The organism is Chryseobacterium sp. SIMBA_028 (assembly GCF_046535285.1).
Taxonomy (GTDB): Bacteria; Bacteroidota; Bacteroidia; order Flavobacteriales; family Weeksellaceae; genus Chryseobacterium.
On record NZ_JAWRWZ010000006.1, the window covers coordinates 60,746 to 87,554 of the forward strand.

At 35.6% G+C, this 26,809-nt stretch carries 20 protein-coding genes; 6 read left to right on the forward strand and 14 right to left on the reverse strand.

Features of this window, described 5'->3' with window-relative positions; all coding sequences use genetic code 11:
• Positions 1–11 precede the first annotated feature (11 nt).
• Together SCA31_RS09370 and SCA31_RS09375 are read right to left on the reverse strand one after the other, a co-directional pair.
• Complete coding sequence (locus SCA31_RS09370; RefSeq protein WP_410696683.1) at positions 12–2,396, reverse strand: M1 family metallopeptidase; 2,385 nt, start codon at positions 2,394–2,396, stop codon at positions 12–14.
• A gap of 67 nt (positions 2,397–2,463) precedes the next feature.
• Positions 2,464–3,042 carry a HupE/UreJ family protein gene (locus tag SCA31_RS09375; protein ID WP_410696684.1) on the reverse strand — a complete coding sequence of 193 codons (579 nt, stop codon included), beginning with the start codon at positions 3,040–3,042 and terminating at the stop codon, positions 2,464–2,466.
• 138 nt (positions 3,043–3,180) lie between these two features.
• Between SCA31_RS09375 and SCA31_RS09380 the strand changes: the two genes are divergently transcribed.
• Together SCA31_RS09380 and SCA31_RS09385 are read left to right on the forward strand one after the other, a co-directional pair.
• On the forward strand, positions 3,181–6,414 hold the full coding sequence (locus SCA31_RS09380) for a S8/S53 family peptidase (RefSeq protein WP_410696685.1): 3,234 nt from the start codon (positions 3,181–3,183) through the stop codon (positions 6,412–6,414).
• 80 nt (positions 6,415–6,494) lie between these two features.
• Positions 6,495–7,010, forward strand: a complete 516-nt coding sequence (locus tag SCA31_RS09385) for a DUF6702 family protein (protein WP_410696686.1) — start codon at positions 6,495–6,497, stop codon at positions 7,008–7,010.
• Here the strand turns inward: SCA31_RS09385 and SCA31_RS09390 are convergent.
• The 5 genes from SCA31_RS09390 to radA form a co-directional block, all read right to left on the reverse strand.
• Positions 7,007–7,600 carry an ACP phosphodiesterase gene (locus tag SCA31_RS09390; protein WP_410696687.1) on the reverse strand — a complete coding sequence of 198 codons (594 nt, stop codon included), beginning with the start codon at positions 7,598–7,600 and terminating at the stop codon, positions 7,007–7,009. The two genes, SCA31_RS09385 and SCA31_RS09390, sit on opposite strands and share 4 nt — an antisense overlap.
• Positions 7,597–8,304, reverse strand: coding sequence for a VanW family protein (locus SCA31_RS09395; protein WP_410696688.1), 708 nt, complete (start codon positions 8,302–8,304; stop codon positions 7,597–7,599). The genes SCA31_RS09390 and SCA31_RS09395 overlap by 4 nt, the downstream gene beginning before the upstream one ends.
• Positions 8,301–8,969: a class I SAM-dependent DNA methyltransferase gene (locus tag SCA31_RS09400; RefSeq protein WP_410696689.1), complete on the reverse strand. Its 669-nt coding sequence runs from the start codon at positions 8,967–8,969 to the stop codon at positions 8,301–8,303. Before SCA31_RS09400 ends, SCA31_RS09395 begins: the two co-directional genes overlap by 4 nt.
• A gap of 92 nt (positions 8,970–9,061) precedes the next feature.
• Positions 9,062–10,165: a helix-turn-helix domain-containing protein gene (locus SCA31_RS09405; protein ID WP_410696690.1), complete on the reverse strand. Its 1,104-nt coding sequence runs from the start codon at positions 10,163–10,165 to the stop codon at positions 9,062–9,064.
• Positions 10,166–10,178: 13 nt separating this feature from the next.
• Positions 10,179–11,528 carry a DNA repair protein RadA gene (gene radA, locus SCA31_RS09410; protein WP_076354786.1) on the reverse strand — a complete coding sequence of 450 codons (1,350 nt, stop codon included), beginning with the start codon at positions 11,526–11,528 and terminating at the stop codon, positions 10,179–10,181.
• A gap of 142 nt (positions 11,529–11,670) precedes the next feature.
• On the opposite strand from radA, the gene SCA31_RS09415 reads away from it, so the two are divergent.
• Positions 11,671–12,237, forward strand: a complete 567-nt coding sequence (locus tag SCA31_RS09415) for a YceI family protein (RefSeq protein WP_410696691.1) — start codon at positions 11,671–11,673, stop codon at positions 12,235–12,237.
• A 130-nt stretch (positions 12,238–12,367) separates the two neighbouring features.
• Here SCA31_RS09415 and SCA31_RS09420 read toward each other — a convergent pair whose 3' ends face one another.
• The 6 genes from SCA31_RS09420 to SCA31_RS09445 form a co-directional block, all read right to left on the reverse strand.
• Positions 12,368–14,068: a bifunctional alpha/beta hydrolase/class I SAM-dependent methyltransferase gene (locus tag SCA31_RS09420; RefSeq protein WP_410696692.1), complete on the reverse strand. Its 1,701-nt coding sequence runs from the start codon at positions 14,066–14,068 to the stop codon at positions 12,368–12,370.
• Between the two features lie 3 nt (positions 14,069–14,071).
• Positions 14,072–15,442, reverse strand: coding sequence for a phosphatase PAP2 family protein (locus tag SCA31_RS09425; protein WP_410696693.1), 1,371 nt, complete (start codon positions 15,440–15,442; stop codon positions 14,072–14,074).
• Complete coding sequence (locus SCA31_RS09430; RefSeq protein ID WP_410696695.1) at positions 15,355–16,110, reverse strand: SDR family NAD(P)-dependent oxidoreductase; 756 nt, start codon at positions 16,108–16,110, stop codon at positions 15,355–15,357. Before SCA31_RS09430 ends, SCA31_RS09425 begins: the two co-directional genes overlap by 88 nt.
• 116 nt (positions 16,111–16,226) lie before the next feature.
• Positions 16,227–17,270: a patatin-like phospholipase family protein gene (locus SCA31_RS09435; protein WP_410696697.1), complete on the reverse strand. Its 1,044-nt coding sequence runs from the start codon at positions 17,268–17,270 to the stop codon at positions 16,227–16,229.
• Between the two features lie 4 nt (positions 17,271–17,274).
• Positions 17,275–18,078 carry a phosphatidate cytidylyltransferase gene (locus SCA31_RS09440; RefSeq protein ID WP_410696699.1) on the reverse strand — a complete coding sequence of 268 codons (804 nt, stop codon included), beginning with the start codon at positions 18,076–18,078 and terminating at the stop codon, positions 17,275–17,277.
• Positions 18,068–18,670, reverse strand: a complete 603-nt coding sequence (locus tag SCA31_RS09445; protein WP_410696701.1) for a CDP-alcohol phosphatidyltransferase family protein — start codon at positions 18,668–18,670, stop codon at positions 18,068–18,070. Before SCA31_RS09445 ends, SCA31_RS09440 begins: the two co-directional genes overlap by 11 nt.
• Before the next feature lie 153 nt (positions 18,671–18,823).
• Here SCA31_RS09445 and SCA31_RS09450 point away from each other — a divergent pair, with 153 nt between their 5' ends.
• Positions 18,824–20,431, forward strand: a complete 1,608-nt coding sequence (locus SCA31_RS09450; RefSeq protein WP_410696703.1) for a CTP synthase — start codon at positions 18,824–18,826, stop codon at positions 20,429–20,431.
• Positions 20,432–20,609: 178 nt separating this feature from the next.
• Positions 20,610–22,409: a membrane protein insertase YidC gene (yidC, locus tag SCA31_RS09455; RefSeq protein WP_410696705.1), complete on the forward strand. Its 1,800-nt coding sequence runs from the start codon at positions 20,610–20,612 to the stop codon at positions 22,407–22,409.
• A gap of 81 nt (positions 22,410–22,490) precedes the next feature.
• Here the strand turns inward: yidC and SCA31_RS09460 are convergent, their stop codons facing one another.
• The gene (locus SCA31_RS09460) at positions 22,491–23,075 is read right to left on the reverse strand and encodes a ribonuclease HII (RefSeq protein ID WP_410696707.1); all 585 of its coding nucleotides are present in this window, start codon (positions 23,073–23,075) and stop codon (positions 22,491–22,493) included.
• A gap of 631 nt (positions 23,076–23,706) precedes the next feature.
• On the opposite strand from SCA31_RS09460, the gene SCA31_RS09465 reads away from it, so the two are divergent.
• Positions 23,707–26,799 (forward strand): SusC/RagA family TonB-linked outer membrane protein, encoded by a 3,093-nt coding sequence (locus SCA31_RS09465; protein ID WP_410696709.1) that lies wholly within the window; start codon positions 23,707–23,709, stop codon positions 26,797–26,799.
• The last annotated feature ends 10 nt before the right edge of the window (positions 26,800–26,809 follow it).

Genomic DNA, 26,809 nt, shown 5'->3' on the forward strand with positions numbered 1-26,809 from the left:
TAATGATTGTATTAGCTTTTTCCTGCTGCCTGCATTGGATTTACTTTTCCATTTGAGCTTCCTCTCACAGGGCCTCCTTCCTGTTTTTGTTTAAAGAGTTGGAACTTTGAAGTTTCTGTACCAGAGCCATTATTGCTCCAAAGATTATTAGTAGTATCAATATCAGCCGTTTCTCTCATGGGATCAAGCTGTATAGACTTTAGTTTTTTATCAAAATAATACGTCTTGGAAACTTTCTGTTCATTCAGTCTCCAGATTTGTGCAGATGACTTATCATACAATGTTGTACCATCTTCAAATGTGAATTCAAGGATGATAGGCATTACTAATCCACCCTTATTCACAAAGTCAATTTGATAGGCTGTAATATTTTTGAATTTCTCCTTATCCTTAGCATCCAAAGGTAGAGTAGCGTCTGTTTTAGCAGTATATTCTTTTGTACTTGGTTTTTCCTGACCTCTGTCATATCGATAATAGAAATCCTGAGCATCTTTATCACCATCTACATAGAACTTAATATTTTTATCTTCTCTATTTCTGATTTTTGAGATATCTTCAAAACTGCTCACTAACGGTTTTTCAGCCTGATATTTTATTTCTTCAACAGCCTTTGGATTGGTTTCCAAATTAGGAGTTGCTATCGTTACTTTATCAATGGCAATATCTACAGGATCTGTTCCGTAGAACCATCCTCTCCAGAACCAGTCAAGGTCCTCACCACTGGCGTCCTCCAGCGTACGGAAAAGATCTGCTGGTTCAGGATGTTTGAACGCCCATCTTTTTGCATAGGTTTTGAATGCCTTGTCAAAAAGTTCTCTTCCCATGATGGTCTCACGAAGAATATTTAATCCTGTGGCAGGTTTTGAATACGCATTGGGACCGTACTGAACAATATTTTCAGAATTACTCATGATGGGTTCCAATTGATCCTTTGGAAGCTTCATATAATCCACGATCGTCCATGCCGGACCTCTTTTGGATGGGAACTTGTTGTCCCATTTCTCCTCCGTAAGATATTCTGTGAATGTATTCAGTCCTTCATCCATCCATGCCCATTGTCTCTCATCTGAATTGATGATCATAGGGAAGAAGTTGTGTCCCACTTCGTGGATCACTACTCCTATCATTCCGTTTTTAGTTCCCTCAGAATAGGTTCCGTCTTTTTCCGTTCTTCCGAAGTTGAAACAGATCATAGGATATTCCATTCCGCTGGCAGCCTCTACAGACTGAGCAACTGGGTAGGGATAGGGAATTGTAAATTCCGAATATGTTTTAATAGTATGAGCTACTGCCTTTGTGGAAAACTTTCTGTAAAGACCGTAAGATTCTTTCGGGTAGAAACTCATAGCCATGACCTTGTTATTATTTTCAGGAATTGTTACACGCATTCCGTCCCAAACAAATTTTCTGGAAGAAGTCCATGCAAAATCTCTGACATCTTTAGCCTCAAAAACCCAGGTTTTTCTTTGTTTTGAATGATTTTTCTCAGCTTTTTTAGCATCGTCTAAGGTGACAATTTCTATAGGTTCAGAAGCATTTTCAGCTTTTCTGTATCTTGAAAGCTGATCAGAGGTTAAGACCTGATCATAGTTTTTACATTCACCTGTTCCACCTACAATGTGATCAGCAGGTACATTCATGGAAACCTTAAAGTCCCCGAAAACCAATGCGAATTCACCTCTTCCGGTAAACTGGTGGTTCTGCCAACCTTGGAAATCACTGTAAACACACATCCTTGGGTACCATTGTGCCATGGTATAAAGGTCATTGCCATCTTCAGGAAAGTTTTCATAGCCACCACGGCCGCCCATCTTTATCCTGTTGGAAATATTGTAGTTCCAGTCTACCTTAAACATGAATTTTTCTCCCTTTTTTAAAGCCTTAGGAAGATCAATACGCATCATGGTTTTGTTTACTGTATACTTTAAAGGCGTTCCCGAAGCATCCGTTACTTTTTCAAGATTTACCCCATAGCCATTATCCTTTACAGGAAGTTCTGTTGCTTTTAATTGGGTATCATTAGTTGATGCAGGGAGCTTTGTAGAAGCATCATATCCGGCATTTCTTATACTTGAATGTTCATTTTCATCAAGCTGAAGCCAAATATAATCCAGTTCATCCGGAGAATTATTATAATAGGTAACCGTTTCTGAACCTTTCAGATTTCTTTTGTCCTCATCAAGGTAAGCCGTGATGTTGTAATCAGCTCTGTTTTGCCAGTATCCATGGCCCGGTGCACCAGAAGCTGTTCTGTAAATATTGGGTGTCGGAAGAATAGTACCCAGCTGCTCAAACTTGTTTCCATGGTTGCTGCCCGGGTTATTCTGAATATTTTGTGCGGTGAAACCTGTATATGAGAATACAGAAAGTGAAAGTATAGCAACTTTTAGTTTCATAACCGAAAAGATTTAATATTGATCAAAGATAGTAATAAGCTGTTGAAAAAATGAAAATATTTCACGTTTAGAACGGAATTCTTTCCAATGTCATTTTTAAGGATAAAGCAAATACTCCTGATGAAACAAAGAGGATCCAATCCTTTTTATTGACCTTAAAAATATTGAGAAGAATAAATAAGACCGCAAGAATAGCAAAAACAATGACGATCTGTCCAAGCTCCAATCCAATATTGAAGCCTAACAGCGGAATCGCTATACTCTGGCTTTTTGCAATCATAACCCTTGCCGTATTGGCAAAACCCATCCCGTGAACAAGTCCAAAGATCAGGGCAATGTAGTAATTGGCCCGCATTAGAGTCTGTTTTTGATTTTTCATGATGATATTATCCAGAGAAGTCAGAACAATAGTCAAGGGAATTAAAAATTCAACCCAATCAGATGGAACCCTGAAAACATCCAGAATACTTAGGGCTAGGGTAATAGAATGCCCGATGGTGAATGCGGTCACAAGGATCAGAATTTTTTTCCAGTCACTGTAAGAATAAATAGCAATAAGTGCCAGTACAAACAGCTGATGATCTAAGGCATCCAGAGAAATGATGTGCTCCCAGCCAAGGTTTAAATAAAATAGAAAATCCTGCATTTAGTAATATATTGTTGGTTTTGTTGATTGTGTTAAATTCTTAAAATTGATGATGTTTGGTTTATAATATTTGTTAATATTTTAATGAATAAACAATTAAATAAAATTTGTATTATTGTATTGTTAAAAAAAAACAACATGAATTTAAAGAGATTATTTTTTACAAAAGTAAGCATTTCCTATGGTGGAGCGAAGCTTCTTAAGAATGCTACAGTTGCTTTTTTAGGGTTATATTCCTATGGTTTTTACGGACAGGTACAAAAATTGGATTCTCGATTTGATATTTTGTTGAAAAATAAAGAGAACCTGGCCAATGGAAAAACCATAAAAGGTTTAGAAACAGCTGATATGAAGCTGGATCAACATTTGGTAGTGACTTCGAAAGGAGCGAAAACAATGTACTCATGTATTATTTATACTAAAGATCCTGAAAAATTAAAATCTGATGGATTTTTAGTTCAGAGCCAGTTACCAACTTTCTCTACAGCTTTGGTTACGATTGAAGATATTGAAAGATTGATGAATCTACCTTATGTAACATCTGTGATGGCTCCTACATTTGATGAACTGCATAATGATGTGAGCAGGGCTCAGTCTGGAGCTAGCCTTTTACAGGCTGGGGTTTTCAATAATACAGCCTATAACGGGACAGGTATTTTGGTAGGGGTTTACGATACCGGAATAGACTGGAAGCATCCGGATTTTAGAAAAGCAGATGATCAGACAAAAAGCAGAATTGTTTCTATCTGGGATCAGACTTTAACAGCTCAAGGTGCTGAAGTTTCTCCTACAGGATTTTCAACAGGGGTAGAGTATACACGAGCCCAGATTGAAGATGAATTAGATGGTACTCCTCCAGGATTTGTTCGTGAAAATGATACCAATGGACACGGAACCCACGTGGCTGGAACCGCAGCAGGAAATGGAGCTGCTTTTGCCGATAAGAGACATAAAGGTTTTTCGACTGACGCAGATATTGTTTTTGTAAAAGGTGGAAATGGATCTTTTCCTGTAACCAATACCATTAATGCTTTGACATACTTCAAGAATGTAGCAACAGCCTTAAACAAGCCGATTGTTGTAAACATGAGTATTGGAGGGCAGGCAAGTGCCCATGATGGAACATCTTCTCATGAAGTGGCTGTTGACAATTTCACGTCCTCAGGACCGGGAAGAGTAGTGGTGATCTCTGCAGGAAATGATTATGGTGCCAGTCTTCATAGAAAAGTAGATATAGAGCCAGGTGGTGCACAATCTTATGTTTTTACTGCGGCAAGCAATACTTCTGCTGCTGCTGTATTTAGCTTTATCATGTATGCTAATAATGATACAGCTGTTACAGCGAAATTAACAGCTCCTGATGGTCAGCAATATGTGCAAAATATAAGTACAAATACCACCCATAGTATATTAGGAGGAGGATTTACTGCTGCTATGTATAATTACTGGGGGACAGATAATAATAAACGCTATGTTCAGTTAGTGATCAACAGAGTTGCAGGATCCACTGCCAATTGTCAAGGAAATTATACGCTGGAAATTACAAATAATGGCGCACAAACAATTAATACACATGGTTGGCTTTATAGCCAAGGAGTAGCAACTACCTTACAAAATGGTGATAACGAGTATATTGTAGGAACGCCTGGTAATGCATCTAGCGCAATCACGGTAGCGTCTTATATGGGACGCGCAAGTTGGTATGCGCCCGCAGGAGGATATTTGTATACAACTCCACAAGAATCCATCTCTCCATTTAGTGCACAAGGACCAAGAGTTGATAATTTTCAAAAACCAGATATCACAGGGTCCGGACAAGTTGTTATTTCATCAAGATCCGGTAATTCTGCACCAGCAGCTACAGATATTATTGCCAATACCAATTATTATGTGAAAAATCAAGGAACGAGTATGTCGTCTCCTGGAGTTGCCGGAGCGGTGGGACTGTTGCTTCAGGCGAATCCGACATTAACTGCAGCACAGGTTAAGGCACGTCTTACTTCCAATGCAAGAAAAGATGGAGCAACAGGAAATATTCCCAATACAAGATGGGGATACGGAAAGTTAGACATCTATAAGGCAGTTACTGATGAATTAGGATGTGTAAAATCCAATTTTGAGGTTGTTACCTATGATGAACCATATATTATTGCCAATACAGAGAGTAACAGTGCCGCCAGCAATTTTGATAATATGGCACTAGCTGTTCGATATACCCCAACCTTAACTGGTAAATTGGGTGGCTTTTCATTTACATCCGGATCCGGGGCGATTCCTACTGATTTGGCAGTAGATATTCAAATAAGAAAAGTAAATGCCAATGGAGATCCGGGAGATATTATTGCTACAAAAACAGTTTCCTCATGGGTCAATGATGTACAGAGATTTACCTGGAATTATGTTGATTTGTCGAGCTTAAATGTTCAAATGGTGACAGGAAAAGATTTCTATATTGTAATCAACGGTTTGGCAGGAAGAGTAGCCATAAAAAATGAAACTACTGCAGTAAGCGGACGCAGCAAAACATCAACGGATGGAACAAGCTGGATTACCAGAACTTTTGATCTTAAAATGAGAGCTACGGTTTATGAAGATGTAGCAGAGGTGAAAAACCTGGCTACGGCTAATCAAACTAAAACAGCTTCAGCTGCTACCGGATATAATTATTTTACAAATGCTTGTCAGTTAATTTCAAGAGTAGAAAAAGAGGCTGCAAGTACAGTAACTGGAAGTGTAACTTCAAAAGTATGGGTTGATAATGTACAGCCGTATTATGTTTCAAGAAGATATGAAATAAACCCTGCAACCAATGCTACAACAGCTACAGGAAAAGTTACTTTATACTTTAAACAGGCAGATTTTGATGCATACAACCAGACAAGTGTTATAAAACTACCTACTTCTGCTAGCGATAATGGTAATAAAGCAAATCTTATTATTGAAAAATATGCAGGAACAAGTACCACTGGTACTGTAGTTTCATACGGAAGTCCTGCTGCTACTATTACCCCTAATATTGCTGATATTGTATGGAATGAAACTTACCAGTATTGGGAAGTAAGCTTCCTGTCAGTAGGTTTTGGTGGGTATTTTGTGAAAACAAGCCCAACTTTAGGTACAACAGAGGTAAAGCTGAATTCAGAAGTGAACATCACTCCAAATCCAGCTAAGGACTTTGTAAATGTTATGTTAGGAAGACACTCTAAAGGGACAGTGACCATTTATGATGCTTCAGGAAAATTGATCAAGACTGTGGGAGTTAATACAAATTCAAACAGAATCAATGTTTCAGAATTAGTAAAAGGAACTTACTTGTTTACCATTATGTTGAGCGACAATACTACAATTACTAAAAAAGTAGTTAAAGAATAGTTTCAACTCCATTGAATAATAAATAAAAGCAGCAGTTTCCATAACTGTTGCTTTTTTTATATTTGTCCTAAAATAAATGAATGTTTAATAAAATTTTTTTCTCATTTCTTTTATCACTAACACTCATCTTCCAGAATTTTATGGAAAGAAAGGTTGTTCATCCATACCATGTAGGATCTGTGGAAATCAATTATAATTCAAAATCCAAAACTTTTGAAGTGACAGGTCGTTTTTTTCTGGATGATATGGAAAATGGATTGAGTAAAAAATACGGGGGATCTTTTCACTTTAATGATGAAAAATATAAAGCCAAACTCAATGAATCCCTGCAAAAATATTGTCAGGAATATTTTAAGTTAAAGACAGACAATAAATTTTTAAAAGTAAATTATATAGGATATGAGGAAGACCAGGAATCTGTAAATGTCTTTCTCGAGTCAGAGCCGGTTGCTAGTCCTAAAAAAATAGAAACCGCAGTAAGCTTTCTGTATAATCTATTTGATGATCAGATTAATATTGTCCATATTATTGTTAATGGGGAAAGAAAAAGTGAGAAATTATCATATCCCAACCGATATCTTTATAAGCAGTTTTAGTTTTCCAGTTGAATTAAGGTGTTGATTTCCTTAGTGTGTGCCATCAGATCAGGAAAAAAATCATCATAGCATTGCTGGAGATACTTTTTGTTTTCTAAAAAAGCTTCAAAAACAGGAATATCCTTATCCAGATATTGGGCCTTGTTCAGAACATTTTGAATACTGAACTTGATACCCCAATCTTCACGATAATTATACAACCAGTCATCATGTTCCATTTTGACCAGCATTTTTTTGAAATTCTCCGGCAGCCATTCTTTGTTCATATTCAGCACTTTGTAAACACGAAGTGAATGTGCTTTCCATTCTGCAAGGGAATTTAGGGAAAGGTCACGGGCTACAAAATAATCCATAGAGACATCTACAAATGCGCCGGCATATAGTCTTACTAAAGGGGCAAAAACCTTTTTAGCCTCATGAATGGCGGGATGGGAATCGGTGAATGTGTCAATAGCTCTGTGAAGCGTTATTCCATCCTGAATATCCTTAGGGAAAGAAAATCGGTCCTTGTTTCGGATGAAGTCTTCCAAAAACTGACCAACAATTTGTCCGTCGGTAAAAGTGAGAAAGGAATGAGCCAAATAATTCATAAACGAATATAGAAATTTTTAAATAAAGTTTTACTATTGCTTAAGGTTTCTACCCAGACCCCTTTTTCTGTTTCCAGATATTTAAATTGAATTTCCTGTACATTTAATTTATGGGGTGAAATCAGGCTGAGGTGAAGCTCATCATTATTAATTATACATTTAAGCTGAACTGGAAACGCGAACACATTTTGAATCTGCAGATCCTTATAACCATACACAACCGTACAGTCTGAACCCAAAGGTGTAAAACGCTCTTCCTCCTTATAAATATCCATAGAGTGAGGGAATCTTTCCAAAATTTTTAGTCCTGACTGAAGAGCCAGATAATATAAAATTGAAGAAAACTGGCAGATTCCACCGCCAACATCACTTGAAATATGGTTTTTGATTAAATTTCTTCCCTCCTTAAAATTATTCTTTTCACTGGGTTTTCCAATCATTTTCCAAAATGAAAATACTTGATCGGGATGTATCACCAGATTATTGATCTTATTTCCCACAACTTTTAAATTATGGATTTTGTTATGATGAAATGCTCCCTTCTTAATGGTTTGTTGAAGCTTAACAGAGTGTTCACCAATATTTTCCGAAAGATATTCATTAGGATAAGAATGTTTATTTTTCCTTTCATCAATATACCGCTGCAGAAGCTTCATCTGTAGTTTCCATGAATGGGGAATCAAGTTTTTCAGGTGTTGTTTCATATTTTCTCTAAAACGGTAATATGATAAGATGCCCAGTTTTTCAGGAAAGTCCTGCAAAGTAAAATATCTAGTGGCAGAAAGAATTTTCTTACTGATTTTGGTAATCTGTGAATCGGAAAAAAGAGGATTCCTGTTGTGTCTTTAACTTTCCATCTGTCTTTTGAAAGTTGTAAAATTTCTGAGGGTAAAAAACTATTTCCGGCATGCCAGTCTTCCTGTGGAGAAACCGATTTTTTTCTGGTTTTCACAGGATAATCGAAAATTAAAGTTCCGTTTTTACTTAATTTCTGATGACATTCATTTAAAAATGCTTTTGTCTCTTCCTGATTTTGATGCATAATCACATGAAAACAAAAAATACACTCAAACTCGCATTGAAAAGGAATATTTGAAATTTCTCCTGCAGTCAGCGTTTTTTCAGGGTGTTTTTGTCTGGCAATATTCAGCATTTTCTCACTGAAATCTGTTCCATGAGTAGCAAAATTGAGCAGGCGGCCTGTTCCGCATCCCAAATCCAGAATCTTGGTATATTTTTTATTCTGAAAAAATGATGTTAAAAATGATCTTTCCTGTTGATCAATATATTTTCCGTAGGAATTCCCGAAACGATTGTCATCATAGGATTCTGCTAGGTTGCTGTAATATTCCTGAATACTTGTTTTCATCATTGAAAAAATCTTCTGTTAAGATCTTTAATTTTGCTGACTTCTACAATTTTTGTTCCTAATTTATTGAATTTTTAAACTGAAAAGGTCTGCTATATCATCTTTTTTCTAAATTCAGACGGAGTCATGTCCGTCATCTTTTTAAAAATAGTATTAAAAGCAGTCTTTGAATTGAACCCGGATTCAAATGCAATGCCTAGTATGGAAAGCTTTTGAAAAGAATCATCAGTAAGCATTTTCTTTGCATGTTCTACCCTGTATTTATTCACAAAATAAAAGAAATTCTCCTGAAAACCATTATTGAGAAGGTAAGACAGCTGATGTGCATTTATCTGAACCCTATCAGACAGTTTAAATAAGTTGAGATCTCCGTCCAGATAAGGCTTTTCTGTCTCCATTAAGGTGATTAGTTTTTGTTTTAAGGGCTCAAATTCAGGATCAGAAATCAGTTTTTTTCTTGATGCTACTTCCGTTTCATTTTCCAGTTCGATGGAAAGGAGCTCCTCACGCTGGCTTTTATCTACAGGATAAATTTCCTTTTGTCGAAGAACATAGTACAGCGTACTGTAAACAATAAATAAAAAGAGCAGATCCATCACCAGATGCTGATGCATTTTATATACAAAAGTGTTGAAAAGCTCATATCCAACCGTTATGACAATCGTTACAAAAAGGAGAAAGCTTAACTTGATGAACCACTGCAGGTCGATATTCTCCGTATTGGCAGAAATGGTTTTTATTCTCTTTTGATGTTTTCGGATTTTAAAATAAATAAGGGCAATATAAGGGAGATTATGAGAGACATCAATAAGCATTACGATACTCCGGATGATAGGATTGTTTTCTATATTGAAAAGTAATATCCAGTAGATTGCAGGAGTAATTAAGCAAATCCAATCTATCCTTTTAAATCTGTAATCAGGATTGATAAAAAATACAACACTGAAAAATAGAAGAATTGGGGTGAAGATCTGTATGGCATAAAGAAAATAAGCAAGCAGGGGATGGGGTGAAAGTCCACAAAAATGAAAAACATCCAGAACCCAATAACTGGACCACAGCAAAGTAAACATCCCGAAAAAGAAGTTGGCCTTTCTATTAACGCGCATTGGATTAATTAATACTGCAAATGAAAGTAAGGTTAATCCTCCATAAAGCAGTACCAGTACAAACTTCTGAATATTTTCGAGTGGCATTTTTTATTTTTTTCTAAAAAAGTCTTTCATGGAAATCTTCAATTTTGCTTACTTCCTCAATCTTAATCCCAAATTTTCTTTTCGGAATTTTATTAAGATTAGAAACGAATATCTTTTCATACCCCAGTTTTTCAGCTTCGGTAATTCTCTGTTCGACTTGGGCAACCGGACGAATTTCTCCACTTAGTCCAATCTCTCCTGCAAAACAGTAATGTTCAGAAATGGCAATGTCTTCGCTGGATGAAAGAACAGAGGCAATAACCGCCAGATCCAAGGCCGGATCGTCAGTTTTTATACCCCCTGTAATATTAAGGAAAACATCCTTAGCTCCCAGTTGAAAACCTGCTCTTTTTTCCAGTACAGCCAATAGCATATTCAGCCTTTTTGAATCAAATCCGGTAGAACTCCTTTGTGGAGTACCATAAACAGCTGTACTTACCAGGGCTTGAATCTCCAAAAGCATAGGTCTGTTTCCTTCCAATGTTACTGCCACTGAATTTCCAGAAAGTTCCTCAAATTTCTTGGTGATAAGAATTTCAGACGGATTTTTAATTTCCTTTAATCCTTGGGAAATCATTTCGTAGATTCCGATTTCAGAAGTAGATCCGAAACGGTTTTTATTGGCTCTCAGTAATCTAAAAAGGTGATTTCTGTCTCCGTCAAAGTTTAACACCACATCCACCATATGTTCCAATACTTTTGGTCCGGCAATTTGACCGTCTTTGGTAATGTGACCTACCAAAAATACAGGGATGCTGTTTTCCTTGGCATATTTAATAATTTCATTGGAACATTCTCTAATTTGAGATACTGTTCCCGGAGAACTTTCTATAAGTTGTGACTGAAGCGTCTGGATGGAGTCGATGATCATAAAGTCCGGTTCCAGCTTTTTGGCTTCGTGAAGAATTTTTTCCAGTGAGGTTTCTGTGAAAAGAAAACAGTTCGGGTTTTGGATATCCGTCAGTCTGTCCGCTCTCATTTTAATCTGAGAAGCACTTTCTTCCCCTGAAACATAGAAGACTTTTTTCTTCATTTTTAAGGCAAGCTGCAACAGAAGAGTAGATTTTCCAATTCCGGGTTCACCACCAATTAAGGTCACAGAGCCTAATACAATTCCGCCTCCTAAAACACGGTTCAGTTCTTCGGATGGAGTTTTTATTCTTGGCTCTTCACTGGTTTCTACCTCGATGATATTGATGACATGTTGCTTGGTTTTTGAGAATGGTACCGCCTTGTGAGAAGTTTTTTCTACTACTTCTTCCACCAAGGTATTCCATTCTCCACAATTTTTGCATTGTCCCATCCATTGAGAATATTGTGTTCCGCAGTTTTGACAGAAATATGCCGTTTTCAGTTTTGCCATACTGCGAAGTTATAAAAAAAGCATTTTTCTTCCGAGTTTTAAGTGGATTTAAATGTCAAAAAATAACATAGGTCAACGATAGAAATATCTTTCATATCTTAGCTTTGCTAAAATTAAAATATTAATGTAAAATATAATTACAATGAAAAAACTATTCTTATCCTTTGTTTTCACATTTTTAAGTGTTTTCTCTTTTGCACAGAATAATTGGGAAATAGATCCCATGCATTCTTCCGTGAATTTTACCATAAAACATATGGGAATCAGCTTTGTGCAGGGAAGATTTGATAAATTTGGAGGAACGGTTGCAACGAAAGGGGCTAATCTGGACAATGCGGCATTTGATATAAATATTTCTACAGAAACCATTAATACTGGAGTAGAGATGAGAGATAACCATCTTAAAAGCAAAGACTTCTTTGCAGTCGGAAAATATCCTGATATGAAATTTGTGGGAACTTCCGTTGCTAAGGATAAAGGAGCTTATGTCTTAAATGGAAAGCTGACCATTAAGGAAACGACTAAGGATATTAGTATCCCTGTAACAATGGGTGGAATTGCGAAAAATAAAGAAGGAAAAGAGGTCATGGGACTTCAGGGAAAGTTTACCATCAATCGTATTGATTATGATATCAACTATGATCCAACAGGAACAGGTATCGCGAAAGATGTTGATATTAGCGTATATCTTGAATTGGTTAAGAAATAATTTCTATATAAATAATAAAAAAGGCTTTTCAAACTGTTTGAAAAGCCTTTTTTATATCTAAATAATTCTTCTCATGACCTTAGACAAAAAAACGGTTTAACCATATGGGCCATCTACGAGAGAAAATAAATCAGTTCAGAACATTTATTTTTCCGGAGGAAACCGTAAAGATTCCAAAATCATCAATCAGCATATTGTCTTTTTGAACGGTATTGAAAGCCATCATTCTATCCAGTTCTTTCTGTGAACGTCTTCTCATAATCCAATCTTTGTTTTGATGGTTATTCAAAACATAGGCGATCATTTTCAATTGAGGATGCCAAGGCTGGCCGGTGTAAATCATGTAGGAATTTTTTTCTGAGATGGAAGTCGCTCCACAAATAGCTCTGCTGGCCATTTCATTATCTCCAAAAAGTTCCAGAATACCTGATACAATTGTAATATTAGGTTCAAAATCCAGTTTTTTATAGGTTTCAGGATCGAAACAATCGAAATTAGTAAATCTGACTTTCTGATAATTATTTTCCTGAATCACCTTTTCTCCAATTTCAATATTGGATTTTACAAATTCATTGATGACAATATCAGCTTCCGGATACTTCTTCTTGATATCAAACAAATAATTTCCTGTGCCGCCTGCAATATCCAGAATTTTAATCGGCCTGCCTTGCTGCTTCAGAATTTGAATATTTTGTTCTAAAAGTTGAAGTAGATGTTGTTTTCTGATGCGGATTCCTTTCCAGCCAATAGCGTTGAGATAATTCTTATCCATCATTTTTCCAAAGCCTAATTTTCCACCTGGTTTATTCTGATAAACATAATCCAACGAGGCACCGGAGTCAAAGCCATATTTTAATCCGATGGCCATTCCGTTACTTATTTTTCCGATGTTTCCGAGTGAAAGTTTTTGAAGCTTAAAATTCAGATTATTTCCAATATTATTTTGGAGATCCTGATATTCTTTTACAGAAAATGAATCCGGTGAAAGATTGGGTTGCTTGGGAGGTTTGTTGAAGCATTTCTCTATAAAATCTACAATTTTATCATAAACCTTCTCTCTTCCGGAGTCAAATAAGATGCCGTGAAAAAAATCTGGCAGAACCTCATATTGTTTTAAATCTGTATCCAATTTGTCATGGAAAATTTTCTGATCCTTATTGAATACAACATGATCTTTTTCAGCAGCTAAGATCAAAGTAGGGGTATCTATAGCTTCGGCATCTTCTACTAAACGTTTTCCAGCTTTGGCAAGATCAATGAGTAATTCGGCATCAATGGATCTTGAGATCAGTGGATCTGTATCGTAAGCCTTTTGTTGCTCGGGGTCATGAGTAAGCATTTTAGATTTTACATAGCTTTTGATAATCAAGCCTTTTTTTAGCTTGGTACCCAGAGTAATCATTTCATTGGCGAGAGGAACAATAAGGTTGATCCTGAATGCCGGAGCAAGAAGAGCCATTCCTGCAATGTTGGGTGCAAAGTCATGGGCCCAGGCAGAAGCAACGACTCCACCAATGCTGTTGGCAACTACAAAAATATCCGAAATTTTTACATCATATTTTGAATAAAGAAACTTGGAAAATGAATCCAGATCCCGAACATAATCCATAAAAACAGATGAGGTTTGGGTTTTTGTAAGACCATGTCCGCGAAGATCAAATGCGAAAATATTGTACTTTGAAAACTGTGCGGATTGCGCAATATCGTTAAGCCTTTCGGAATGCTCGTGACCACGGTGGATCATGATGATGCTTTTTTGTTGTGGCTGATAATTCCATTCACGATAAAAAATCTCATGGTTATCAAAACTCGTAAAATGTCCGCTGTTCATAGTTTAATTTTTTTTCAAAAAATCCTGCAGATAAGAATGGATGATCATATTCTTGTTGCTGGTTTTCATTAGGGTTATTGCTTCCTCTAAAGGTAAAGATAGAATATTTTTAATTACTAAAATCCCAATAACAGAACTTCTGGTAAAGCCCATTGTACAATGAATAAGAATCTTTCCATCTTTCGGAAGCTGTTTGTATTGGTTAGAAATTTCAGCAATCAGTTTTTGGGTATCCTCAATATCAAAACTACCAATATCCAGAATAGGGTGGAAGTGATAGAAATATTGTCCTTTTAATAATGATATTTCCTCAATTTCAGGGGATAAATCATAGACGAAAGTGTTTTTATTGATCTTAAATTGTTCTACAACATCATGATCCGGCCTTGATGAAATATAGAGATGAGGAATAGGCTCAATAGGATTCTTGTTTTTTCTTAAAAATTTCCAAAATCCCTGATACATTAAAAGATATGGGGCATAAAATATTTTTTTTATCCATATAATGTTTCCATTTTGATCCTTTAAAAAGTAAATATTATTCTTTTGATAATGATATCCAATGGAAAAAGTCATTAAAGCCGGCCATAGTAAAATTAATCCGGGATACCCTGAAAATTGATTCAATAATAAGGCGAACAAAATAAAAATCCAGCTCGATAAAAAATAATAATTGGCCACATGAAAATTTCTGTATCGGAAGTCTTTTTTACGGTAAGGAAAGAGAATAAAACTGATATGGGCAGCCAAACTTCCTGTTATGATGTCAATGAAATGATGCTGATAAGTTGTTAATGTTGAAATTCCCAAAAGAATAAGCCAAAGCATTATAAAAATCCTTCCTTTTCTGATGTTTCTGAAAACAGACCAGAAAATAAATGCATAGGCAATATGCAATGACGGAGCCTGATTAAAAGGAGAATCAAAGGCCTTTAAAAACTGGAAAGAATATCCAAAAAAAAGATTCTCAGTTTCAGGTTTAGGAAAAGAAAATTGTAAAGGAAATAAAAGAAAGCAAATTCCGGCAACAATGGTTACAAAAAGCATTCTTTGTGCTAAAACCTTAAGCTGCTCCTTACTTTTACAGAGAAAAAATACCATGCAGAAAAATAACCCACTCGTCATATAAGGAATAATCGTCCATGGAATGAAAGGTATATGTTTTTCAAAATCAAAAATAAATGAAGGAACCTCTGCCAAGGTTGAAATATACCATGCTGCACAATTGTAAACCATCATGAATACAACGGAACAAAGAATCAGGGCATAAAGCTTTTGTTTTATTTTCAATCGTTTTTCATCCATTTGGCTTTTCTGAACATGATGATATTTAATAGAGATGAGGGAAGTATAGATAAGGATCTCATCATCCACTTCATTTTTGTTGGGAAAATAATTAATTTCTCTTTATTTTTGATAGCTTGGGAAATAATAGGAGTGGCTGTTTCCAGATTGGTAAGAAAAGGTTTTTTGCCTAAATCATTTTGATTGAGCTCTCTTAATTTTTCGGTATCTACATATCCGGGAGCAATAGTGGTAACAGAAATCCCGAAAGGCTTCAATGCACGATGGTAAGCCTCTGCAATCTGTATCACAGATCTTTTTGTCTTGGTATATAAACTGGAATTTTCATAGTCTAATATCCCCGAAACTGATGCTATAATGGCTATACTTCCATTTGTCTGGTTTTTCATCGCTTTTCTGGATGCCTCAAAACAATTAACTGTACCTGAAATATTAGTTCGAAGCATTTCTTCAGCTTCTTCATAGGAAATATTCCCTGCCACATCTTCAGCATAGCTTCCGGCGCAGTTAATAAAAATGTCCAGTCCTTTTTTATCTGCGAGAAAAGATTCTAATGCAAATGAAATTGAATTCATATCACAAACATCAGCCTGAAATGTCTGTAAGTTTTTAAAGTTGTTTTCTGGGATTTTTGCAAGGTTTCTTCCACAGATTCCTACACAATATCCTTTTGAAAGATAGTGTTTGGCTAGAGAATAGCCGATGCCTGAGGTTCCGCCTGCAATAAAAACATTCATGGGTATTTTGTGATTTTCAATTTTATGTAAAAATAAATTTTAAAAGTGAAAGTAGGATAATGGCAGGGATTTATTATCACTTAAAACGCTTTTATGACTTCTGTGGTTGAAAAAAATTATAGTTTATCTCTTATATTTTTCACTGTTTCATCAAAGCCATATCGCCACTGCATTTCCATATCCTCCACAAATTGTGGATATGTTTTCGGGAATGAAAAATCGATCTCCAGTTTTTTCCAGTTGACTCTTTTTTCCAGATAATGTCCTTTAAGATCTTGCTTTATACCGGTAGTGTCAATTTGAAATTCTGAGATCATATTTTCCGTTTCCATTAACCTCTCATTAGCACCGAAGCCAAAAACAGAACGGATAAGGGCTTCTTCTATGAGGGTGTAGGATTGTTTTTTTTCAGTAATCACCTCTTTGGAAAGATGCCTTGCCAACTCAATCGGAACAAGGTCTATCACCCCACCCATGAAATATCTGTCATAAAGACAGAGCGGTTTTACATAAAACATATCAGAAACAGAAGCTCTGGTGCTTTCAAGCATTGAAAAATCGGTGATAATTTTTGAGGTTTCTTCAACGGCACTATTTTTAAAGCTCTTGGGATGAGTAGAAATATATTCCTTACCTATTTTTTTAGCGGTTTCAGCATCTGTGAAAATCACTTTTTGAAATAGTTTTTTTCCGTTTCTTAACTGTTGAGAATCCTGTGGAGGGAAAAGAAGTTCAGAGCCAATGATGACTGTTGGGATTTCTTTTGAAAAAGGAGTGTTTTTTATTGATGGAAAACATTCAGTAAGGTCCTGAGGCATTTCAACAAGATATCTGTTGAAAATATCTTCAATAAAGGGAGCTTTCCTTTTGTCAAAACATTTTTTTAATGAAAAAATTCCTATTTCAGAAAGCTTTCTGTGTCTTGTTAATGTAGTTTGCGATACAAACTGAAAATATTCCTCAGATTTCAAATATTCTTTTCTTGAAAAATGATCCGGGAAAGCATTAATAACAGCTGCTGCAAAGGAGCCACCACATGATGCAATAAGAACATCAGGTTTCATATTCAATTCATCCAGAGCTGCAAAAATTCCAAGGTAGATCATTAACCTTGTTCCGCCTCCTGAAAAAATTACTGCTCTTTTAAATTTTTCATCCATGATTTTAATTCTTGATCAGAAACGATAGTATCCAGAAAAATAAAGGGGCATTGAAAATAAGACTGTCCATTCTGTCCAAGAGGCCTCCATGACCGGGAAGCAGATTACCCGTATCTTTTACATCAGTTTTTCGTTTTAAATAGGACATGAAAATATCTCCACAAAATCCTGAAATTCCAAGGGTCATTCCAATAATACTATTGGTTATAATATCTGTTTTAAGTAAAAAGAATCCTAAAATATTGCTTAGGATTATCGTAAGTAAAACTCCGCCGACAAATCCTTCCAGTGTTTTATTAGGACTTATTTTAGGAACTATTTTATGCTTTCCAAAGAACTTACCCATTAAGTACTGAAAAACGTCATTTAATTCTGTCACTACAACAATAAAGATTATAGAACTAATGCCATTGGAATCACTTCTTATCCATAGCAGATGAGGAAAAGCAAAAAGACAAACCATTAAAGTAATAAAAATACCCGTCAATTGTTTGGTGGATGATTTTAACATGAAAAAATAGAGCAGCACAACAGTTCCTAATATGGAGCTGTATAAAAAGTAGCTTTCAATACTTAGAAAGTGGAGCAGAAAAAACTGTGAAACTCCAATAAGCAAAGATGGAATAATAGGTTTTTCATGAACTTTAAACATCCTTGAAAACTCAAAGAAAGATTGTGCGCTTATCCATGAAACAAAAATAGCAGTCATAAGAGGATGCGAAATTCCGAGGGCAAAAACAATAATGATATAGATCCATGTTTTTACTCTTAAAGGAACATCTGCAAATTTATTTTCTTCAGGCTTCATTCAGAGATTTCTTGAGTCTAGTATAGGTGCTGATAAGGAGAAGAATAATAAGGGTGCCAAAAATATAGTTTGAAATGGACGTGATCCTGACACCAAAAAATAGCAGTAACCCATATAATCCTAACATAAGGGCACGATCACTTTTCCCCATGGGGCCATCATAGCGGCGCTCTTTTCCAACAATCTTTCCCAACAGTCCTGAAAATTCGTTAATGACACCTAAAACAATAAAAATCACAATCAGGTATACACTTTCAGACTGAAATTTAAGCAAAGGAAAAAATATAATGACATCAGAAATGATATCACCTACTTCATTTAAAACTTCTCCTAATGTACTGGTTTGGTTAAATCTTCTGGCCATCATTCCGTCCAGTGCATTCAGGGCCATTCTCAGGAGCAGTCCAATGGGAAGACTCAGGAAGAACCATTTCGAAACATCTGCATTCCAAAACAATACTCCGATGACTACAGATAAAAGGATTGAACTGATGGTAATCTGATTGGCTGTGATATTATTCTTATTTAAAAATAATAAAATAGGGGTGAGCAGCTGCTGGAATTTGGGTTTTAGTTTATATACCGAAATCATGGTTGTTTTTACTTTTTGTCATTTGCTTATATCAAATATAGATAAAAAATTTAATCAGGTTTTATAATTGTTTGAAGCATGTTTTCTCATTTTCAAAACCTAAAAGATTGCTTTGTGTTTCTTTTTCCCATAACTTTGCACAAACCTAATCTAATGAGTAAAAAGAATACAAAGTACATCTTTGTGACAGGAGGTGTAACTTCATCTTTGGGAAAAGGAATCGTGTCTGCTTCTCTGGGACTATTGCTAAAATCACGCGGTTTTAACGTAACCATCCAAAAACTTGATCCTTATATCAATATCGACCCGGGAACATTGAATCCTTATGAGCACGGAGAGTGCTACGTGACTGAAGATGGTGCGGAGACGGATCTGGATTTAGGCCACTATGAGCGTTATCTTGATGCTCCTACATCCCAAAATAACAACGTTACTACAGGAAAAATCTACCAAACTGTAATTGAAAAAGAAAGAAAAGGAGACTTCCTTGGAAAAACAGTTCAGGTAATTCCTCATATTACTAACGAAATCAAACGTAGAATTAAAATGCTTTCCAAGCAGAACTACGATATCATTATTACTGAGATCGGAGGAACTGTCGGAGATATTGAATCTTTACCTTATATTGAAACTGTTCGTCAGTTGAAATGGGAGTTGGGAGAGAAAAATTCTATGGTGATTCATCTTACACTATTGCCTTATCTGGCTTCAAGTGGAGAATTAAAAACAAAACCATCACAGCATTCCGTTCGTCAATTGATGGAAAGCGGAATTATGGCTGATGTATTGGTTTGTAGAACAGAACATAAAATTCCAAAAGATCAGAGAGCAAAACTAGCTCAGTTCTGTAACGTAGCTTTAGAAAATGTTATCGAATGTAAGGATCTTGAAACAATCTATGAAGTTCCAATGTATCTTCAGAAGCAAAACTTTGATGATGTAGTATTGAAAGAACTAGATCTGAAAAGCGATAAAGTTGCAGATCTTAAGGATTGGAAGAGTTTCCTTAAGAAATTCCAGAACCCTAAGAAAACTGTTGAAATTGCATTGGTTGGAAAATATGTGTCTCTTCAGGATTCATATATTTCTATTGCAGAGGCATTTAAGCATGCTGGTGCAGACCTTGAAACTGAAGTAAAGGTAAGATGGGTATACAGTGGAGACATTACAGAAGAAAACATTAAGGACGTACTGAAAGGAGTGAATGGTATCCTTGTAGCTCCAGGTTTTGGAGACAGAGGGATTGAAGGAAAAGTTCTTACGGCAAAATATGCTAGAGAGAATAAAATTCCAATGTTGGGAATTTGTTTAGGAATGCAGATCATGACCATTGAATTTGCCAGAAATGTTTTAGGACATACAAAAGCAAACTCAGTGGAATTTGATACAGCAACTCCGGATCCTGTAATTTCATTAATGGAAGAACAGAAAAATGTAATTGATAAAGGAGGAACCATGCGTCTTGGTGCTTGGAAATGTACCCTGAAAAATGGTTCTAAGTTATTTGATATCTACGGAAGCAAAAATATTTCTGAAAGACACCGTCACCGTTATGAATTTAATAGTGATTATCTTCAGGAATTTGAAAAGAATGGTTTCCTTGCTACAGGTACAAACCCTGAAACAGGATTGGTAGAGGCTTTAGAACTACCTGATCATCCGTTCTATGTAGGTGTTCAGTATCACCCGGAATATAAGAGTACGGTAGCTACGCCACATCCTTTATTCAGAGCTTTCATTAAGGCTTGCGAAAAGAAATAAGGTAATTTTTTATCATAAACGTCTACTAATAAACTCAGGCTGATTATTCTCAGCTTGAGTTTGTTATATAGTAACATAGTAAAGCATAGAGTTTTGATAAAAAAACAGTATTTTTGTCAGCTCAAATTACGTACACCAGTACGTACATTTTAAATTTAAAATTTTAATATAAAATAAAATGCAACAAAACAACGGAATCGATAAGAAGCAGATGATTAGTTTCGCGGTTTTATGCCTGGTTCTCTTTGGCTTTATGTTCTATTTCCAGAACAAACAGGCAAAAGAAGAGGAGTTAAAAGCTCAGCAGCAAAAAACGGAACAGGTAAAAAATGCCGTAAAACAAACTCAGGCAAACAATATCAATCCAAATGTAACTCCTAGCGCCATTCAGACGGCAAATTTGTCAAATAAAGAATTGAATATTGAATTCTCTAGCTTAGGAGGGCAGGTTTCTAAAGTTCAGCTTTCTGAATATAAAGCATATGACCACAAAACAGATCAGGCAGATCTTCCGCTTTATCTGATCAATAAAAATAATTCAAACTACGGTTTCCAATTTAAAGACAAAACAGGGAAAGTTATTAATACTAAAAACTTAGTTTTCTCACCTGCTGTTAACGGAAATGCTGTGACAATGACAGCAAACTATAATGGTGCTGTTATTCAGTTTATTTACACTTTATTAGATAAATATACATTAGATTTTAAAGTAAGAACCCAAGGTTTAGCCAATGTTACTTCTGATAATAAAGCAGATTTTATCTGGGATTACAGTGTAAGAAACTTAGAAAAAGGGAGAGCTCAGGAGCAGTCTCACTCAGAATTCTCTTATGCTTTCAATAATTATAAAGATTATGATTATGACGGAAGAACAACCATGGAGGAAGAAAAAGAGACGCTTAACTGGATTGGGGTAAAACAACAGTTCTTTACTTCTGTTATTGAAGCTAAGAACGGATTTACCCAAAGCAAAGGAAATCAGGAGAATGTTGAAGAGGGAGAATACCTGAAAAAGCTAAACTACGAAGGTTTCGTTCAGATGACAGGAAGTGAACTGAATCAAGACTTTACTTGGTACTTCATGCCATTAGACTTGAAATTATTGAAATCTTACGATAAAAACTTTGATGAGATTCTTCCATTAGGATGGTCATTCATCGGGTGGATGAACCGTGGTTTCTTTATGCCAATGTATAACCTTATTGCTGATTGGGGATTAACTGCAGGTTGGGTAATTTTCCTAATGACAATTATTGTAAAACTAATCCTTTCACCAATTATGTACAAGCAGCATAAGCTGAGTGCGATGATGAAAGTAATCCGTCCGGAAATTGATGAGGTGAATGCTAAGTTCAAGGATGCTGATCCAATGAAAAAGCAGCAAGCTACCATGGAAGTTTACAGAAAGGCTGGTGTTAATCAGTTGGCGGGATGTTTCCCTGCATTGGTTCAGATCCCGATCTTCTATGCATTATTCCGTTTCTTCCCGAACTTTATAGATTTAAGAGGGCAAGGATTCTGGTTTGCAAAAGACTTAACAGCTTATGACGATTTGATCAAATTACCATTTAAAATTCCTTTCCTTGGAGATCACTTAAGTGTTTTTGCTCTGGCATGTACCATTGTTATCTTGATTTATACAGTAATGACTTCAGGAAATATGCAGCAGCCACAGCAAGAGGGAATGCCAAACATGAAAGTGTTGATGTATATCTTCCCGATTACATTCCTATTCTTCTTAAATACTTCGGCGTCTGGTCTTTCTTGGTATTATTTTGTATCGAATGCGATTAATATCTTAATTATCCTTGTTATTAAATATGTGATTCTGGATGAAAAGAAAATCCATGCACAAATTCAGAGTAATAAGGAAAAGCCTAAGACGGAAGGTAAGTTCCAGAAGCGAATGAGAGAAATGATGGAAAAAGCTCAACAGCAGCAACAGACTCAAGAGCAACAAAAAAATAGAAAGAAATAATCTATCATACAAAAAAGAGAAGCAATTTTGCTTCTCTTTTTTATTTGAATACACTCTAAAACTCTGGCGTATTATAGTTTATTAATCATATTTAAGCCTGAAAGACTGCCTGTGGTGTATGGTGGGCCCGTGCTTGATAAGGGCTTCCTGATGTTTTTTTGTGGCATATCCAAAATTGGTATCCCATCCGTATTCAGGGTATTCTTTATGAAGTTCAATCATTAGTGTATCCCTGTAGTTCTTGGCAAGAATAGATGCTGCAGCTATAGATAGTACCTTTGAATCCCCTTTAATGATGCATTGATGGGGAATATAATTGTAAGGATGGAATTTATTTCCATCTACCAGGATAAGCTCAGGTATTATTGTTAACTGATCCAAAGCACGATGCATGGCATGAATGCTGGCATTAAGAATATTGTGTTCATCAATAAATGCGGGAGGTAACTCGGCAATGGCATAGCTTTTCACATTATCCTTGATATAACTATCCAGTTCCATTCTGGTTTTAAAGGTTAATTTTTTTGAATCATTTACCAGACTTTGTTGAAATTTATCATCTAAAATAACGGCTGCTGCTACAACCGGCCCACTTAAACAGCCTCTTCCGACTTCATCACACCCTGCTTCGATGTAGGTATCCGTCCACTTTTGTAATAATTCCATGTTTATATGCGATATAAAACGGTAAAATTAAAGAAAAACGAATGCATTTACCCTATCTTTTTATGCCTTTATAAAATTTATAAATAAGAGAAATTATTGAATCATCATACGGGTAGGTTTTAATAATTCTACTTTTTATGATTGATGATTATTAAGAAAATTAAATATAAATACGTTTTTTTTAGATAGGCCATATTGATGATTTTATTATATTAAGTTATTCATATATTTTCTGTTTTTTTCTTACGATTATAATCTATTGTTTGCGGTCTATAGAACTTTTTTCTTCTCTTTTTTCTGTTGAAAAAAATTATGTGTTACATTGTATGTTTTGATGAATGTGGGTTTTTATTCTATTGAAAGTGATTTATATTGCTGTAAACCAAATTGTTATTATGCTATTTAGAATGAATCTTTATAGATGATATCAATAATTGATGCTGTTGATGTTTATGAAAAAAAATATCGATTAATTTTTTTTGTTTTTGTTAAAAAGAGTTTTTTTAACTTAATTTAATAATTTATTCATTGTTTTTGTTAGCAATTATTAAATAGTCTATATTTTTTTTAAAAATTCCTTTGTGTTGTTGAGAAAGTTTTACAAATTTGTAGGGTACAAAATTAATTTGATATGAAGAAACTAACAACAGGTCTTCTTGTTTTAGTATTGTCTTCTTCTATTGCTGTAGCTAATGCTCAAGAAAAGAAGGATACACTTAAAACAAAAGAAATCGAGGGCGTGGTAGTAACTGCACTCGGAATTAAAAGAGAGAAAAAAGCACTTGGATATGCATCTCAGGAAATTAAAGGAGATGTTTTGAGAGAAGGGGCGAATACTGGTAACATTTCCAGCCAAATGGCTGGTAAGGCAGCAGGTGTTCAGGTTGTCACAAGTTCGAACTTCGGTGGGGCTTCCAGTGTCGTGATTAGAGGGATGAAGTCCATTGGAGGAAATAACCAGGCTCTTTTCGTAGTAGATGGTGTGCCAATCAGCAATAATAACAGCACTATTTCCGGCTCTTACACTATTTTCGATGGAGGTAACTCGATTTCTGACTTAAACCCCAATGATATTGAAAGTGTTAACGTACTAAAAGGTGCGGCGGCTTCTGCTTTATACGGAGAAAGAGCCTCTGCAGGGGTTGTGGTAATTACTACTAAAAAAGGAAAATCCCGAAAAAATGACGAATGGGGAGTTACACTTTCTACAGAATATCAATATGGGGAGATCGATCGATCTACTTTTGCTAAATATCAAAATAAGTATGGAGCAGGATATGGAGGATCTAGTTTCCTGAAAAGAGATGTTGATGGGGACGGTGTTCTTGATTTGGTTGTAGGAACCAATAATGATGCATCGGTGGGAACTGCTTTTGATCCTAGTTTAATGGTGTATCAGTGGAATTCATTATTTCCACAATTACCAGGATATCATAAGGCTACTCCTTGGGTAGCAGCAAAACATACTCCTGTTGATTTTTTTCAAAGTGCACAAACAACTTCTAACTCTGTTACCATAGAAAAAGGAAGCGAGAATGGAAGTATTCTCCTGAATTATAATAATTTCTTAACCACAGGAGTACTACCTAACTCTGATCAAAAGAAAAATACAATTTCTGCAAAGTTTGATTATAAGTTAACAGATAAACTCTCTGCGACAGTTTATTCATCATTAACGATGCAAAATACAACTGGTAGAAACTCAACAGGATATAATGATAATATTCTTTCAGGGTTCAGACAATGGTGGCAGACTAACGTAGATATGTATGAGTTGAGAGATGCCTATTTCAATACAGGAGGCCAAAATGTCTCTTGGAATCTTAATGGATATAGCAGTCCTTCCAACTTTAATACTCCTGCTTATTGGAATAACCCTTATTTTGATCGTTATCAAAACTATCAAAGTGATTATAGAACTCGTTTTTTTGGATATGCAATGTTAAATTATAAATTTTCAAATGCAATCAGCTTAACGGGTAGACTATCTTCCGATTTTTCAAATCAAAAAACAGAAGTTCGAAAGGCTGTAGGCAGTCATGCCGAACCTTTTGGAATTGTTCCAGGTTTACCAAGTACTTTAAATCCACAGTCTAATGCAAGATCAGGATATTATTTAGGTAATCTATACACCAACGAAACCAATTTTGATTTATTTGCGAATTATAACAAAAAATTCGATAATGACATCAGTTTAGGAGCTGTATTAGGAACCTCTCTTAGAAGAAATACAATAGAAACTACAGATGCTTCTACTCAGCCAGGTAGTACTGGAGAAGGATTAATTGTTCCGGGATTATATGCTATTAGAAACTCTGCCGGACAGGTAATTCCTACACAGGAATATAGTGCTACGTTTACATTGCCAAGAGCATATGGACAGATATCTTTAGGATACCAAGATACTTATTTCTTGGAAGGTACGGGAAGCGTTGATAAATCATCTAACTTACCGAGCGGTAATAATGTTTATTTCTATCCATCCATTTCAGGATCTGTAGTATTGTCTAATCTAATCAAGCAAGATTGGCTTTCTTTCCTAAAAGTGAGAGGAAACTGGGCGCAGGTTGGTAAAACAACAGATAATTACAGATTAGCAGATACTTATAATATCCGAAGTCTTTATGGCAATCTTCCAATTGTAGATCCAAACAGCTTTAAAAATAATCCAAATCTAAAACCAGAAAGATCTACAGAGGTTGAAGTAGGTTTGGAAGCGAAGTTCTTAAATAATAGAGTAGGATTTGACGTGAGTTTATACAAAACAAATTCTAAAGATCAAATCTTATTGGTTCCGGTATCAGGCGCCTCTGGATATGGAAGTAAATGGTATAATGCTGGTGAGCTAGAAAATAAAGGGATAGAAGTACAGTTGAATCTAGTACCAATTAAAACTTCAGATTTCAGATGGGATATGAACTGGAACTGGGCAATTAATAAAAATAAAGTACTAAGCCTTAATGAGGGAATCAAAAATCTACAGTTAGGAAGAGCGGTAAATGATGTTACATTTAATGCACCTGTAGGTGAAGCTTATGGACAGATTTGGGGAACGGATTTTGTTTATTCGCCTGATGGACAAAAGCTTATAGATCCTGATACAGGAGCGTATATGATGACTACATCCAAAACTAATGTTATTGGTAATATCATGCCTCAATATACATGGAGTGTAAGAAATAGTATTGCTTATAAAGCATTTACTTTCACTTTCCTTATTGATGGACAGCAGGGAGGAAGTGTATTCTCAGGAGATATGCTGTATGGAACAGATACAGGAATCTATCCGGAAACTCTTGCTATCAGAGAGCCAGGAGTTGTACTACCGGGAGTTATTTTCCAAAATGGGCAATACGTTCAAAACAATATTCCATTATCTCCAGATAATTATCCATCTGAAACAGGATCAATCTTGGCTTCAGGAAATTATCCTGCGAAACAATTTGTATATGATGCTTCATTTATTAAGTTGAGAGAAGCTGCAATATATTTTGATGTTCCTAAAAGTTTATACGCTAATACTTTTATTAAAGGAATGAAGTTTGGAATATTTGGTAGAAACTTATGGATTATTCATAAAAACTTGCCTTATGCAGATCCTGAAGCAGGATATACAGGAGGTTCAGTAACAGGGGTACAAGGTGCTAACTTGTCAAGAGGGTATTCGATTGGTGCTATGCCAACGACAAGAACATTCGGTGCTAATTTTACCGTTAACTTTTAATTGAAATCAA